Raw genomic sequence first — 15,238 nt, forward strand, 5'->3', positions numbered from 1 at the left:
ACTGCGTGGGGCGTTCACCCGACGATTGTGCCAGGTCACCGTTCACCGAACCTCGACCGGCCGGTGCGTGAGCGGCCGTTTCCGTGATCGCTACGGCTGGACGTCCCCGATTCTGCGGCGTCGTGCCACGCCCCGCGCGACGGCCTTGCCGACCTCGTCGACCCACAGGACGACCGAACCCACCGCGACGGCCAGCGCCCACTGCGGCAGGGTCAGGGACGTGGTGTCGAAGAATCCCTGCAACACCCCGGCCTGCACCACAGCGACCTGCAGCACGATCACGGCAGCGATCGCGATCCACACGCTGTGGTTGGTGAACGTCTGCAACGAGAAGACCGATCCCAGATTCGACCGCACGTTGAACAGGTTGAACACCTGGAAGAACACGAACGTCGTGAACGCGAGTGTCGTCGCGAACAGCGGGTCGCCGGCGCTGTCCGGGAAGAGGTCGGGCGCGAAGTACAGCACCGCGATCGTGCCGGCGGCCATCACGACACCCAGCCCCAGGATCCGCCGGACCCGGGCCGCGTTCAGCAGTGCCTCGTGGGCCGCTCGCGGCGGGCGTTTCATCGTGCCGGGCTCGGCCGGGTCGACGCCGAGCGACAGGGCCGGCGGCCCGTCCATGATGATGTTCACCCACAGGATCTGCAGCGCGGTGAACGGTGCGCCCCCGGCCAGCCCCAGCGCCCCGGCCGCGAGGAAGATCAGCACGAATCCCCACGCGGTGGTGAGCTGGAACTTCACGAACTTGACGATGTTGTCGTAGATCCCCCGGCCCTCGGCGACCGCGGCGACGATGGTCGCGAAGTTGTCGTCGGTGAGGATCATGTTCGCGGCGCCCTTGGACACGTCGGTACCGGTGATCCCCATGGCCACGCCGATGTCGGCCTGCTCGAGGGCGGGTGCATCGTTCACACCGTCGCCGGTCATCGCGACGATCTCCCCGCGGGCCTGCAGGGCCTTGACCACCCGGATCTTGTGCTCGGGTGCCACCCGGGCCAGGACCCCGAACTCCGGCGCGCGGTCCTGCAGGGCTGCATCGTCGAGCCGGTCGAGATCCGCTCCGCTCGCGGCGCTGCCGGGGATGCCCAGTTGCCGTGCGATCGCCGTGGCCGTCACCAGGTGGTCGCCGGTGATCATGTGCACGGCGATTCCGGCGCCGTGCGCGACCTCGATGGCGTGTTTGGCCTCCGGTCGCGGCGGATCGACGATCCCGACGACCGCGTACACGGTCAGTTCGTGCACACACCGTTGCAGGGCGTCGGCGTCGCCGCGGGGCACCGCGTCCAGGTCGCGGCCGGCGATCATGAGGGTGCGCAGGCCCTCGCCGGCGAGGTCGTCGATCGCGGTCCTGATCCGGCGGTGGTCGGCCTCGTCGAGCGGCACCGGGCCGTCGGCGCCGAGCATCGTCGTGGCCCGGTCGAGCAGCACACCGGGGGCACCCTTCACGAAGACCCGGTAGCCGCCCTCGGGAACCGCGTGGAAGGTGGCCATGTACTTGTAGGCCGAGTCGAACGGCACCTCGGCGAGCCGCGGCAACGCATCCCGCGCCCCGTCGACGTCGATGCCGCCCTTTTCCGCCAGCACGACCAGCGCGCCCTCGGTGGGATCACCGACCAGGACGCCGTCGTGGACGGTCGCGTCGTTGCACAGCGCCATGCCCAGCAGCGCGGCCGTCATGTCCGGTGCGGGCAGGCCGTCGCCGACGAGGATCTTGCCGTCGGTGCCGTAGCCGCTTCCGGTCACCCGGAAACTGCGGCCACGCACGAGCAACCGCTGCACCGTCATCTCGTTGAGGGTGAGCGTGCCCGTCTTGTCGGTGGCGATGTGGGTGGTGCTGCCGAGGGTCTCCACCGCGGACAGCTGTTTGACGATCGCGCCGCGCGCCGCGAGCCGGGACGCACCCATGGCGAGGGTGAAGGCGACCACGGCGGTCAGGCCCTCGGGGATCGTGGCGACCGCGAGGGAGACCGCGGTCAGCAGCAGATCCGACCAGGACTGGCCGCGCAGCAGGCCCAGCACGAAGACGAGGGTGACGGTGACCAGCGCGACGACCGTCAACGTTCCGGCGAGCTGACCGATGCGGCGTTGCAGCGGGGTCTGCTCCACCCCGGCGGTGCCGAGGAGGGTGGCGATCGCACCCATCTCGGTGTGCATGCCGGTGGCGGTGACGATCATCTCGGCACGCCCGCGGGTGACCTGCGTGTTCATGAACAGCATGTCGGTGCGGTCCCCGAGGGGTGCGGCCGGATCCGCGACGGGGTCGATCTCCTTGTCGACGGGATGCGATTCCCCGGTGAGCGCGGCCTCGGCGACCTGCAGTCGCACGGCGGTGACGACCCGGCCGTCGGCGGGGACGGTGTCGCCGGCCTCGAGCAGCACGACGTCCCCGGGGACCAGGTCGGCGCGCGGCAGGTCCGCTTCCCGTCGGTCGCGGCGGACCCGCGCCGTCGAGACGGACATCTGCCGCAGTGCCTGCAGGCTGTTCTCGGCGCGGGACTCCTGCACGTAGTTGAGGACCGTGTTCAACGCGATGACCGCGAAGATCACGACCGGGGTTTCCCATTCGCGGGAGACGGTCGCGCTGACCACCGCGGCGATCACGAGCACGAGGGTCATCCGGTCGGCGAGCAGGGCGGCCACCTTGCGCCACACCGGAACACGCGGCGCCTCGGCGAGCAGATTGGGTCCGTGTTCGGTGTGTCGCCGTTCGACCTCGGCGGCGGACAGTCCTGTCTCGGGGTCGACTCCGAGCGCGTCGGCGACCTCGACGGGCGCCCGGGTGTGCCACGGCGGTTCGGCGACGTCGATCATGGGCTCTCACGCTATCGGTGGATCGCCCCGCGCGCCCGGCGTTCGACTGCACGGCCACGCTGTTCGTGATGTGCTGGACTGGCAGGTACGTCGTCGAAGGATCGGAGGAGCCATGAGCGAGCCGTCGGATGCGGACGCCGTCACCGTTCTGGAGGAAGACGAGTGCTGGGAGCTGCTGCGAACCGAGAAGCTGGGCCGGCTCGTGGTGATCGCGGACGGCCGGCCGGACATCTTTCCGGTGAACTATGTCGCCGGTGACGGGAAGGTGTACTTCCGGTCCGGGGAAGGCAGCAAACTGTCGGAGCTGGCGGTGCACGCGGAGGTCGCGTTCGAGGCCGACGTCGTCGGCGAACGCACCGCGTGGAGCGTCGTCGTGCACGGAAGGGCGCGAATCCTCACGCATTTCAAGGAGATTCAGGCGGTGGAAGAACTCGGTCCGACGCCCTGGGTGCCGACACCGAAGTACAACTTCGTGGAGATCACCGCAACCGAGATCACGGGCCGTCGCTTCGCGCTCATCGAGCACTGACCGGTGACCGAACCCGGGCAGCACCGCCTGCTCATGCGGTGCATGCTGCTGTCGGTCGCGACCGCCCTGACCACGATGGCGTTGAAGGCCGGGGCAGCGTGGATCACCGGGTCGGTGGGCCTGCTGTCCGACGCGCTCGAGTCGGGTGTCAACCTGGTGGCCGCGGTGGTGGGGGTCTTCGCGTTGCGGGCCGCGGCGAAACCTCCGGACGAGAATCACGATTTCGGCCACGGCAAGGCCGAATATCTTTCCGCCGCGGTCGAAGGCGCGATGATCTTCGCGGCGGCCGGGGCGATCGTGTGGACGTCGGTGCAGCGGCTGCTGCAGCCCCGGCCACTGACCGAGGTGGGGCTGGGCCTGTTCCTGTCGGCGGGATCGTCGGTTCTCAATCTCGCGGTGGGCCTGCTGCTGTTACGGGTGGGCCGCCGCCACCGGTCGATCACACTGGTGGCCGACGGCAAGCACCTGCTCACGGACGTGTGGACGTCGGTCGGGGTTCTCGTCGGTATCGGCCTGGTCGCCCTGTTCGGCTGGTACATCCTCGATCCGATCGTGGCGTTGCTCGTCGGCCTGAACATCCTGCGGATCGGCTCCGGCCTGGTGCGCGAATCGGTCGTCGGATTGCTCGACGCGGCGCTGCCCGCCGACGACGTCGCGCAGGTGCAGCAGGTGCTCGATCGGTACCGCGGCGAGTCGGTGACGATCCTGCCGCCCCGCACCCGGGCGTCGGGCCGGCAGCGTTTCGTGTATCTCACGGTGCGCGTGCCCGGCGACTGGACGGTGCGGGCGGGACACGATCTGCTCGACCGGGTCGAGGACGATGTGCGCTCAGCCCTGCCGGACACCACGGTGTTCACCCACCTGGAGCCCATCGGCAAGGTCGCGCGGCGTCGGTGAACCTGCAGCTCGCGGTCAGTTCCCGACCGCGAGACCCACGCCCAGGCTCACCATGAGCACCGCGACGGCGCCGTCGAGGACCCGCCAGGCACCGGGTCGCGCGAACCACGCCCGCAGGTACCGCGCGCCGTAGCCGAGCGCGCCGAACCACACGATGCTCGCGGCGACGGCGCCGGTCCCGAACCACCACTTGCCGGGGTTGCCGTGGGTGTTGGCGACCGATCCGAGCATGAGGACGGTGTCGAGGTAGACGTGCGGGTTGAGCCAGGTCAGCGCGAGGCAGGTCGCGAGCGCGGCACCGACGGTGATCGCCCCGCCCGGGGCCGCGCTCAACGCGGACGGTCGCAGCGCGCGGCGGGCCGCGAGCAGACCGTACGACACGAGGAATATCACACCGCCCCAACGGATCACCTCGAGCGCGCCGGGTGCTCGATCGAGGACCGTCGCGATGCCGGCGATGCCGGCGGCGATGAGCACCGCGTCGGACAGGGCACACACGACGATCACCGGCAGCACGTGCCGGCGCGCGATGGCCAGACGCAGGACGAACGCGTTCTGGGCTCCGATCGCGACGATCAGCGAGAGTCCGGTGAGGAAACCGGCGAGGACGAGGTTCACGGCGACCACGCTAGGAAAGGTCACGAGATAAGAACAGTTGATTTTCCTTAAGGAACATTAGAGTTTCTTCATATGGATCTGGACTTCGCTCAACTGCGCACGTTGGCCGCGGTGCTGGACGAGGGCACCTTCGACGGCGCCGCCGCGGTCCTGCGGATCACCCCGTCCGCCGTGAGCCAGCGCATCAAGGCCCTCGAACAGCAGGTCGGGCAGGTGCTGGTGCGCCGGACCCGGCCGGTGACCGCGACCGGACCCGGGGAGGCGATCATGCGGCTGGCCCGCCAGGTGGCCCGGCTCGAGCAGGACACCGCCGAGGCGCTCGGCATCACCGCGAGCGCGGACAACTACGTGACCGTTCCGCTCGTGGTCAACGCCGACTCGATGTCCACCTGGATGCTGCGGGCGCTGGCCCGGATGCCGCAGCACCACCGCGCGCTGTTCGAGCTGCTGCGCGAGGACGAGTTCCATTCCACCTCGCTGCTGCGGGACGGCACGGCGATGGCGGCGGTCACGTCGGTACCCGACCCGGTGCAGGGCTGCACGTCCGAAAACCTCGGCGCCATGCGGTATCACGCGATGGCGAGCGTCGACTTCGCGGCGCACTGGTTTCCCGACGGGATGACCACGGCCGCGTTGCGCGAGGCTCCGATGCTGACCTTCGACCGCAAGGACGACCTGCAGAACCGCTTCCTCCGGCGCCACACCCGCAGCCGTTTCGACCCACCGCGCAACTACGTGCCGGGTGCGCGCGAGTTCGTCGACGCCGCGCGCCTGGGGCTCGGCTGGGGCATGCTGCCCGAACCGATGCTCGACCTCGCGCTCGGCGGCGATGCCGATCTCGTGCAACTCGCCCCGGACGAGCCGTTCGACGTGCCGTTGTACTGGCAGCGCTGGCGGTTGGAATCCCCCGTTCTGGACGCGCTCACCGAGGTGGTGCGGCGCACGGCGCGGGAGGTGCTGCGCCCGTCAGTCGCCTGACATCGAGCCCAGCCGGGCGAGCAGCGGCGCTGCCTCGAGAAGTTTGGCCGCCTCGTCCTCGTTCATCCCGTCGAGCAGCCGGCGGATGCCGTCGAACCACATGTCGTCGATCCGGCTGTTGTTGCGCTCGGCGAGGGGCGTCTGGTGCAGGCGGTGCGAGCGGCCGTCGCGGGGGTCGACCTGCCGTTCCACCAGACCCCGGTCGACGAGGCGACGGACCGTGGTGCTGACGTTGCTGCTCTGCAGGCCCAGGTAGCGGGCGACCTCGGACACCGTGCTGCCGGGGCGTTCGGCCAGCGTCCGGAGCACTTCGATCTCCGACTGGGGAAGCAAGGACAATCCCGCCTCCTTCTCCCCGAAGCGGCGCAACGCCCAGACCAGCGAGCGAGCGGTCCGGGCAAGGCGCCGGACGTCCTCGTCGGATGGGGTGTTGCCGTCGGCGACGAGCGGATCGTTGGACACACCCGCAGTCTAGTGGTTACTTTAGATATAGTTTTAGATCTATATTTAGATCCATCTCGATTCGAAGGGTCGTCTTGAACCAGCACTCCCAGCACGCGGGCACCGCCGTGGCCGAGCCCGCCGACGCCTCCGCCGCTCCCCCGATCCCGGCGCCGGACACCCCGCACTTCCCGGCGAAACTCGTCGCCACTCTGGCGCTGCTCGCCGCGGTCGCCCCGCTCGCGATCGACATGTATCTGCCGGCGTTCCCCGAGATGGCCGTCGAGTTCGGCACCAGCGCCTCGGCCGTGCAGCTCACCCTCACGACGTTCCTCGTCGGCCTGGCCCTCGGCCAGCTCGTGTTCGGGCCGCTCTCGGACCGGTTCGGTCGCCGGCCGCTGCTGCTCGTCGGCACCCTGGTGTGTGCGGTGTTCAGTGCCGCCTCGGCTCTCGCCCCCACCGTCGAACTGCTCGCCGCGTCGCGCTTCCTGCAGGGCTTCGCCGGTGCGGCCGGCATCGTGCTCGGCCGCGCGGTGATCTCCGATCGCGCGCACGGTCCGGCCGCGGCCAAGCTGTTCGGGCTGCTCGTGGTGGTCAACGCCGTCGCTCCGGTCGTCGCCCCGCTGGTCGGCGGCACGGTCGTCACCAACGTCGGCTGGCGCGCCGTGTTCTGGGTGCTGGCCGGGTTGTCGCTGCTGATGTTCGCGTGTGTCCTGGCGCTGGTGCCGGAAACCCATCCGAAGGAACGCCGCTCCATCGGTGGTGCGGCCGCGATGCTGGGTGACGCCCGCGCTCTCCTGCGCAACCGCCGGTACGTCGGATACACCCTGGCGTACGCTTTCGCGTTCGGCGTGATGTTCGCCTACATCTCGGCGTCACCGTTCGTGCTGCAGAACGTCCACGGTCTCTCGACCGGCTGGTACACCGTCTCGTTCACGGCCAACGCGATCGGCCTGGTGATCTTCAGCGTGGTCAACGGCGTAGTCGCGGGCCGGTTCGGCGAACGCACGACGCTGCGCATCGGCCTGACGTTGCTCGCCGTGTTCTCCGTCGTCATGCTGGTCGACGCTGTAGTCGGTCCGGTCCTGTGGGTCACGCTGGCCACGCTGTGGTTGACGATGGGCAGCCTCGGCCTGGTCATCGCGAATGCCACCACCCTGGCGCTCGGCGAGGCGCAGCGCGCCGCGGGCACCGGCTCGGCCGTCCTCGGCGCCCTGCAGTTCCTGCTCGCCGCGGCGATCTCGCCGCTCGTCGGCATCGGCGGCGAGGAAACCTCTCTGCCCATGGGGATCGCGATGGTGCTCAGCGCCGCGATCGCCTTGGGCGCGCTCGCGCTGACCGGTTCGCGCTCGGCCGATCGCACCGCATAACCGCGGAGCCGCACACCCGGCCCGGCCGATTCCGTATCGGCCGGGCCGGGTTGCGTTGTGCCCGTGTTACTTCAGCATGCTGCCGGCGTCCACCGTCAACGGCAGGCCCGTCACGTAGCGGGACTCGTCGGACGCCAGGAACAGCACGGCGTTGCTGATGTCGACCGGGTCGACCCAGCCGACCGGCAGCACGTGCATCAGCTTCGCCACGATCTCCATGTCCTCGGGACCCGGGTTCTCGAGGTCGGGACGGAACATCTTCATGGTGCCCTCGTTCATGAACATCGGCGTCGAGACGTTCGTCGGGTGCACCGAGTTGACCCGGATCGAGTGCTGACCGAGCTCGACCGCGAACGTGCGCATCAGACCGACCACACCGTGCTTGGCGGCGATGTAGTGCCCCGTGTGCGGGTACGCCTTGAGTCCGCCCACCGAGCTGGTCAACACGATCGAGCCGCCACGACCACCCGAGATCAGGTGCGGCACACCGGCCTTCACGGCCTTCCAGACCCCCGACAGGTTGACGCCGATCATGTCGTCCCAGTCGCTCTCACTGGTCTCGTGGAGCGTTTCGCCGCCGTTGCCGATGCCCGCGTTCGCGACGATGATGTCGAGCCTGCCGAGCTGTTCGACGGCGCCGTCCAGGGCCGTCTTCACGGCCTCGTAGTCCCGCACGTCGACCTGGGCCGTCACGATGCGCCGATCGAGGTTCTTCACCAGCTCGGCCGTCTCGGCCAGGTCCTCGGGCGTGGACGGCGGGATCGGGCTGCCCTCCGTGATCGGACCGCAGACGTCGAGCGCGATGATGTCGGCGCCCTCTTCGGCCAACCGCACCGCGTGACTGCGCCCCTGACCCCGCGCCGCACCGGTGATGAACGCGACCTTCCCCTCGACCCGTCCAGCCATGGTTTCCTCCCTGCTCTCGACGATGTGCGTATCAGTCCGAATTCGGTTGCCCAGCTGTCTGTTCCGGAACGGTCCCTACGTTCCGCACCCGAGGTGGAGCGCGCCGGAAGGCCGCCGTCGAGACGTCGAACACGAGGCCACCCCCCTCGGACGTGCGGTTCGCGCGGTGCGGCGAAGGCAGAAAAACTGATCGATCGATCAGGCTGATACAGTGGCCACATGTTTGCATGAGGCGTAGATCACAGTCAAGACCCGAGCGGGTTCCTCGCTGCGATCATGCGCCCGACGTGGACCGGAGGTGTTCCGAGTGGGTAGGCCACAGGTGAGCGAGGGCAAGGAACCCGGAGCGCGCGAGCGACTGCTCGAGGCGACCGCTCAGATCATGGAGGAGGAAGGCTACGCCGCGGCGACGTCGCGGCGGGTGGCCACGCGGGCCGGTGTGAAGCCGGCGCTCGTGTACTACTACTTCCCCACGATGGACGACCTGTTCCTCGCGGTGCTGCGCTCCGGCGCGGAGAACGTGCTCGAACGTCAGCGCCGGGCACTGTCCGAGGAGGATCCGCTGCGGGCGCTGTGGCGGATCGCCTCCGACACCCGCATGACCCGACTGCACACCGAATTCATGGCCCTGGCAAACCACCGCAAGGCGATCGGGGCGGAACTGAAGGCGTACGCCGAGCGGGTCCGCGATATCGAGACAACCGCGCTGACCGTCGCGCTGCGCTCGCACGGCGTCGACCTCGACGAGTTTCCGCCCGTCGTGATCGCGATGTTCCTCACCGGTCTCGCGCGCACCATCGTCAACGAGGCGGCCATCGACGTCACACGCGGACACGACGAGGCCCGCCTGTTCATGGAGCGCTACATCGGACGGTTCGAGTCGCTGACCGCCCTCGCCGGACGTACCCGGTCCGCGGACGACACCTCCGAACCTGAAGAGGTGGAACCCGACGAATCGCGCGAGCCCGTGCCGGATCCGGACTGATCGTCCCCCTTGCCGATCCGGCAAGGGAACTTGCCCTTCCGCCGGGGTGTCGCGCACAGTCGGGGCAGCACACGGAAGGACGTCATCATGCCCGACGCATTCGACAGGGAGTTCTGGGAGGACCGCTACCGGGGTCGCTCCACGATCCGCCGCGATCCCAATCCCCAGCTCGTCGCCGAGGTCGCGGACCTGCCACCCGGCCGGGCACTGGACGCCGGCTGCGGTGAGGGCGGCGACGCCCTGTGGCTCGCCACGCGGGGCTGGCACGTGACCGCGGTGGACATCGCCGAGGCAGCTCTGGACCGCGCGCGTGTGCACGCCGCCACCGCCGGGGCCGACATCGCGAACCGCATCGAGTGGGTGCGCGCGGATCTGAGCGAATGGACACCGCCGCGCGGCGGCTACGATCTCGTCTCCTCCCACTACGTGCACGCACCCGGACCGCGCGAGGAACTCCTGCAGCGCCTGGCCGACGCGGTCGCGCCGGGTGGAACGCTGCTCGTCGTCGGCCACGACCATTCCGTCCACCCGCACCACGGAGATCACACGGCACCGGAATCGCGGGTCACCACAAGCGAACTCGCGTCCGGACTGGAACCGGGCCTGTGGGACGTCGTGGTCGCCGAGTCGCGGACCCACACGGTGAACGGACACGACGGGCAGGAGTTCGTCATGCACGACGCGGTGCTCCGCGCCGTCCGACGACCCTGACGCGCAGGCTTATCCGCAGAAGCGGTCGGCGGCAGGATCGTAGGACGGGCGGGCCGTCCGGCGGCCCAGAGTCGCGACCGGGTCGGTGTACACCGCTGACAGCGACGCACCGAGCGCGCCGGCGTCGCCGATCTCTTCACCGAACGACGAGAAGGTGAGCGGAAGAGCGGGCAGCGCGCTCGCCCGCGCATAGCTGCGGGCGAGGACCTGGCGACCGGGACGGTAGGCCGCCAGCCCCCGCCCTCCGACCGCGACGACGTCGGGATTGACGATGTCCCGCATCACCGCGACCGCCCGCCCGATCGCCTCGGCTCGTGAATCCAGAAGCGCAGAAGCAGTTTTCGATCCCGATTCGGCGGCGGCATACAGTTCGCCGATACCGCGGGACGCGGCTCCCGAGCCGAGCACACCGTCGCGGACCGCGGCGGCGAGCAACGTCCGGTCGGCTACGGTGACCTCGAGGCATCCGACCCGGCCACACGGACACGGCACGTCCGAACCTATCGCGAGGTGACCGATGGTGCCGGGGCCGCTGCCCGGTGCGGGGATACGTCCGTCGACGATCCATGCGGCACCGAACGGTTCGTCGACGTGCAGGTACAGATAGCTCGACGGGCTTGGGCGACCGGCGAGTTCCAGTGCCCACAGTTCCGTTTCGGCCATCGCGTCGACGTGCGGGGTGACCGTGACCGGCACGGGTATCGCGGCGGCCCACGCCGCATCCGGCACGTCGTCCCAGCCGAATCCGTGGCCGCCACCGGCACCGACCACCCCGACCCACAACGCGCACCGGGTCGGGTAGGCGAGACGAAACCGGTGCAGCGCCGACGCGACGACGGGCAGCGCCGCGTGTGCGGTGGCCGGGACGTCGAATTCGAGACGGTCGAGGACCCGCCCCCGAAGATCACCTGCGACACACCACATTCCGTGCTCACCGACGTGGACGCCGACGGTGAAGTACGCGTCGGTGTTCAGGTCGAGCGGAATCTGCGGCCGCCCCACCATCCCGCCGGCGGCCAGCTCGGGACGGTCGCGCAGCAGTGAACGGCCGAGGAGTTCACCGACGATGCGGTTGACGGCGGACAACGAGAATCCGGTGTGCCGCGACAGTTCGCTGCGGGTCGCGGCCCCGCCCCTGCGCAGCACCCGCAACACCTGCCCCGCCGGAGTGATCGTGCCGGACGCAGGGTTGCCCGCACGCGGCACGGACCCGAACGAACGCGCGGTCTGGGTCCGCGTCACGGTCGACGACGTGGCGCGTGCGGCGATCCGGAGTTTCGACGCGTCTGCCATGCCGTCATTGTCGGCGCGGCAGCGCTGTTACTGAACGCTTACGCTCAGCGAGCGCAAAAGGGAATCAGTCCACCAGCGCACGGAACTGCGCGTCGTACAACCGGGTGTAGGCGCCGCCGGCGCGGAGCAGGTCCTCGTGTGTGCCCTGCTCGACGATGCGCCCGTCCTCCATCACCACGATCCGGTCGGCGTCGCGGATCGTCGAGAGCCGGTGCGCGATGACGAAACTCGTGCGGTCGTCGCGCAACCGCGCGGTGGCCTGCTGCACGAGCAGTTCGGTGCGGGTGTCGACGGAGCTGGTGGCCTCGTCGAGGATCAGGATGGACGGCTTGGCCACGAAGGCCCGCGCGATCGTGATGAGCTGACGCTCACCGGCACTGAGGCTGCCCGATTCCTCGTCGAGGATCGTGTCGTAGCCGTCGGGGAGGGCGCGCACGAACCGGTCCACGTAGCTCATGCGGGCCGCGGACAGGATCTGGTTCTCGGTGGCGTGCGGGTTGCCGTAGGCGATGTTCTCCCGGATGGTGCCGCCGAACAGCCAGGTGTCCTGCAGCACGATGCCGATCCGCGACCGCAGCTCGGCCCGCGACATCGAGGTGATGTCAACACCGTCGACGAGGATGCGGCCGGAGTTCAGCTCGTAGAACCGCAGGATCAGGTTGATCAGCGTGGTCTTGCCGGCGCCGGTCGGGCCGACGATCGCGACCATCTGGCCCGGTTCGGCCCGCAACGACAGGTGCTCGATGAGCGGACGATCCGGATCGTAGGAGAACGACACGTCGTCGAATTCGACGCTGCCGTGACGACCCCACGGCAACGTCGGCGCCGGAGACTCGGGCTCCTGCTCGGGCTCGTCGAGGAGCGCGAACACCCGTTCCGCGGACGCGGCGGCGGACTGCAGCAGGTTCACCATCGCACCGATCTGGGCGAGCGGCTGAGCCAGCTGACGCGAGTACTGGATCAGCGCCTGCACCTCACCGAGGGTGATGGTGCCCGACGCCACGCGCAGGCCGCCGAGCACAGCCACACCCACGTAGCTGAGGTTGCCGAGGAAGGTCACCAGCGGCATCACCGTGCCGGACACGAACTGGGCACGGTAGGCGGACCGGAACAACTCGTCGTTGGTCTCGGCGAAGCTGCGCTCCACGTCGGCGGTGCGCCCGTACGCGGTAACGATCTCGTGGCCGGTGAACACCTCTTCGATCTGGCCGTTGAGTTTGCCGGTCGCTTCCCACTGCGCCGCGAAGTGCTTGCGGGACCGGCGCGCGACCATGGCCGTCGCGACGACGGACGCGGGCACCATGAACAGCGCCACGAGCGCGAGCAGCGGCGAGATCCACAGCATCATCACGACGAGGCCGATCAGGGTCAGCACGGCCAGCACGAGCTGGCTGATCGATTCCTGCATGCCCGTCGACACGTTGTCGATGTCGTTGCTGACGCGGCTGAGCAGGTCACCGCGCGAGTGGGTGTCGAAGTAGCGCAGGGGCAGGTTGTGGATCTTGCGTTCGACCCGCGAACGCAGGTCTCGCACCACCCGCTGGACGATTTCGTTCAGGCCGTACGCGGCCACCCAGATCAGGGCCGACGACAGCAGGTACAGCGCCAGGACGACGAACAGGATCCGGCCGAGGGCGCCGAAGTCGATGCCGACACCGGGCACGGCGGCGGTCCCGGACACCATGTCGGCGAACTGGTCGTTGCCCTCGCTGCGCAGCTGCGCGACGGCCTCGTCCTTCGTGAGCCCGGCCGGCAGCTGCAGGCCGATGACGCCGTTGAAGATGACGTCGGTGGCGCGACCGAGCAGCAGCGGCGCGACCGCCTGCGCGATCACGCCGAGGAGCACCATCAGCAGCACGCCGTAGACGATGAAGCGCTGCGGGTGCAGCAGCCCGAGGATCCGCTTGATCGACGCGAGTCCGTTCTGCGGCTGGGCCGGGAGGGTCGGGGTCTGGGTGCTCATACGGCCGCCATCCGCTGGGACTCGACGATCTCGATGTACTCCCGGCAGTACGACAGCAGCTCGACGTGGGTGCCGGACCCGACAACCGCGCCGTCGTCGAGCACGATGATCCGGTCGGCGTCCTGCACGGTCGACACCCGCTGGGCGACGATCAGGACGCACGCGTCGCGGGTCTCGGGCACCAGGGCCTCCCGGAGTCGGGCATCGGTGGCGGGGTCGAGCGCGGAGAAGGCGTCGTCGAACAGGTAGACCGCCGGCCGGCGGACCAGCGCGCGGGCGATGGCGAGGCGCTGCCGCTGCCCACCGGAGACGGTGGTGCCGCCCTGCGCGACGACCGTCTCGAGCCGCTCGGGCAGGGCCGCGACGAAGTCCGCGGCCTGCGCGACCTCGAGGGCGTGCCACAGTTCGTCGTCGGTGGCGTCGGGCCGCCCGTACCGCAGGTTCTCGGCGATCGTGCCGGAGAACAGGTACGCCTTCTGCGGCACCACACCGATCTCGCGGCGCAGCGCCGCCGGGTCGATGTTCCGGACGTCGATGCCGCCGACCTCGATCGAACCGGCGGTGACGTCGATCAGCCGCGGGATCAGGCGCATGAGGGTGGTCTTGCCGGACCCGGTGCCGCCGATGATCGCCGTGGTGGTGCCGGGTTCGGCCCGGAACGCGATGTCGTGCAGCACGGGCGCGTCGGCGCCCGGGTAGGAGAAACCGACGCCCTTCAACTCGACGGAGACCGGGCGCGGCAGCATCGTCACGGCGTTCTCCGCGCACGACACCGACGGCTCGGTGCCGAGGACCTCGAGGATGCGGTCGGCGCAGACGGCCGCGCGCGGCGCCATCAGCGCCACGAACGACGCCATGAGCACCGCCATGAGGATCTGGGTGACGTAGGTGATCAGCGCGGTCAGCGATCCGACTTCCATGGCACCGCTGTCGATGCGCTGCCCGCCGAACCACAGCACGGCCACGGTGCTGGCGTTGGCGATGAGGATCACCGCCGGGAACAGCACCGCGTTGATCCGCCCGACGCGCAGCGCCGTCATGGTGAGGTCGAGGTTCGCCGCGTCGAATCGGGCGCCCTCGGATTCTTCCCGGACGAACGCGCGAACCACACGGATGCCGGTGATCTGTTCGCGCAGCACCCGGTTCACGCTGTCGATCTTGGTCTGCATGATCCGGAACGACGGCAGCATCATCGCCATCAGACCCAGGATCGTGAGGATGAGGACGGGGACCGCCACCGCCACGACCACCGAGGTTCCCCGATCCTCGCGCAGTGCCATGACGATGGCGCCGATCCCCATGATGGGGGCGATGACGACGATGGTGCAGGTCATCATGACGAGCATCTGGATCTGCTGCACGTCGTTGGTGTTGCGGGTGATCAGCGACGCCGCCCCGAACTTGCCGTGCTCGCGGGCGGAGAACTGCCCGACGCGGTGGACCAGCGACAGCCTGATGTCGCGTCCCACGGCCATCGCGGTGCGGGCCGCGAAGTAGACGGCGCCGATCGCGCAGGCCACCTCGAACGCGGCGATCACCAGCATGATCGCGCCGGTGCGCATGATGTAGCCGATGTCGCCGCGGGCCACACCGTTGTCGATGATGTCCGCGTTGAGGCTGGGCAGGATCAGCATCGCCACCGTGGACACCAGTTGCAGCACGACGACTGCAACCAGTGCACCACCGTGAGGCGCGAGGAATCGCCGAAGAAGCCTGACCAACATGGGCATCAA

Annotated in this window: 13 protein-coding genes; 6 read left to right on the forward strand and 7 right to left on the reverse strand. The window is 69.3% G+C overall.

Annotated elements, in window-relative coordinates; all coding sequences use genetic code 11:
* Positions 1-90: 90 nt before the first annotated feature.
* Positions 91-2,814 (reverse strand): cation-translocating P-type ATPase, encoded by a 2,724-nt coding sequence (locus ACN675_RS11130; protein ID WP_420750924.1) that lies wholly within the window; start codon positions 2,812-2,814, stop codon positions 91-93.
* A 112-nt stretch (positions 2,815-2,926) separates the two neighbouring features.
* Between ACN675_RS11130 and ACN675_RS11135 the strand changes: the two genes are divergently transcribed.
* Positions 2,927-3,343 carry a pyridoxamine 5'-phosphate oxidase family protein gene (locus ACN675_RS11135; RefSeq protein WP_420750925.1) on the forward strand — a complete coding sequence of 139 codons (417 nt, stop codon included), beginning with the start codon at positions 2,927-2,929 and terminating at the stop codon, positions 3,341-3,343.
* Positions 3,344-3,376: 33 nt separating this feature from the next.
* Positions 3,377-4,240, forward strand: a complete 864-nt coding sequence (locus ACN675_RS11140; RefSeq protein WP_420750943.1) for a cation diffusion facilitator family transporter — start codon at positions 3,377-3,379, stop codon at positions 4,238-4,240.
* 15 nt (positions 4,241-4,255) lie between these two features.
* On the opposite strand, the gene ACN675_RS11145 is transcribed toward ACN675_RS11140, so the two are convergent.
* Positions 4,256-4,858, reverse strand: a complete 603-nt coding sequence (locus ACN675_RS11145; protein ID WP_420750944.1) for a LysE/ArgO family amino acid transporter — start codon at positions 4,856-4,858, stop codon at positions 4,256-4,258.
* A 72-nt stretch (positions 4,859-4,930) separates the two neighbouring features.
* Between ACN675_RS11145 and ACN675_RS11150 the strand changes: the two genes are divergently transcribed.
* Positions 4,931-5,836 carry a LysR family transcriptional regulator ArgP gene (locus tag ACN675_RS11150; protein WP_420750926.1) on the forward strand — a complete coding sequence of 302 codons (906 nt, stop codon included), beginning with the start codon at positions 4,931-4,933 and terminating at the stop codon, positions 5,834-5,836.
* Here the strand turns inward: ACN675_RS11150 and ACN675_RS11155 are convergent.
* Positions 5,825-6,298, reverse strand: a complete 474-nt coding sequence (locus ACN675_RS11155; RefSeq protein WP_420750927.1) for a MarR family winged helix-turn-helix transcriptional regulator — start codon at positions 6,296-6,298, stop codon at positions 5,825-5,827. The two genes, ACN675_RS11150 and ACN675_RS11155, sit on opposite strands and share 12 nt — an antisense overlap.
* A gap of 74 nt (positions 6,299-6,372) precedes the next feature.
* On the opposite strand from ACN675_RS11155, the gene ACN675_RS11160 reads away from it, so the two are divergent.
* On the forward strand, positions 6,373-7,647 hold the full coding sequence (locus ACN675_RS11160) for a multidrug effflux MFS transporter (RefSeq protein ID WP_420750928.1): 1,275 nt from the start codon (positions 6,373-6,375) through the stop codon (positions 7,645-7,647).
* A gap of 66 nt (positions 7,648-7,713) precedes the next feature.
* Here ACN675_RS11160 and ACN675_RS11165 read toward each other — a convergent pair whose 3' ends face one another.
* Positions 7,714-8,553, reverse strand: a complete 840-nt coding sequence (locus tag ACN675_RS11165) for a mycofactocin-coupled SDR family oxidoreductase (RefSeq protein ID WP_420750929.1) — start codon at positions 8,551-8,553, stop codon at positions 7,714-7,716.
* A 298-nt stretch (positions 8,554-8,851) separates the two neighbouring features.
* On the opposite strand from ACN675_RS11165, the gene ACN675_RS11170 reads away from it, so the two are divergent.
* On the forward strand, positions 8,852-9,538 hold the full coding sequence (locus ACN675_RS11170; protein ID WP_420750930.1) for a TetR/AcrR family transcriptional regulator: 687 nt from the start codon (positions 8,852-8,854) through the stop codon (positions 9,536-9,538).
* An 87-nt stretch (positions 9,539-9,625) separates the two neighbouring features.
* Complete coding sequence (locus tag ACN675_RS11175; RefSeq protein WP_420750931.1) at positions 9,626-10,249, forward strand: class I SAM-dependent methyltransferase; 624 nt, start codon at positions 9,626-9,628, stop codon at positions 10,247-10,249.
* A 9-nt stretch (positions 10,250-10,258) separates the two neighbouring features.
* Here the strand turns inward: ACN675_RS11175 and ACN675_RS11180 are convergent, their stop codons facing one another.
* From ACN675_RS11180 to ACN675_RS11190, 3 genes are all read right to left on the reverse strand, one after another.
* Positions 10,259-11,542: an ROK family transcriptional regulator gene (locus ACN675_RS11180; protein ID WP_420750932.1), complete on the reverse strand. Its 1,284-nt coding sequence runs from the start codon at positions 11,540-11,542 to the stop codon at positions 10,259-10,261.
* A 64-nt stretch (positions 11,543-11,606) separates the two neighbouring features.
* A complete protein-coding gene (locus tag ACN675_RS11185; protein ID WP_420750933.1) occupies positions 11,607-13,505 on the reverse strand; it encodes an ABC transporter ATP-binding protein in 1,899 nt (632 codons plus the stop codon).
* Entirely contained in the window at positions 13,502-15,229 is a 1,728-nt protein-coding gene (locus ACN675_RS11190) for an ABC transporter ATP-binding protein (protein ID WP_420750945.1), read from the reverse strand. Before ACN675_RS11190 ends, ACN675_RS11185 begins: the two co-directional genes overlap by 4 nt.
* Positions 15,230-15,238: the final 9 nt, after the last annotated feature.

Origin of the sequence: Rhodococcus sp. O3 (assembly GCF_048897285.1) — a bacterium.
In the GTDB taxonomy this organism is placed as follows: domain Bacteria; phylum Actinomycetota; class Actinomycetes; order Mycobacteriales; family Mycobacteriaceae; genus Rhodococcus.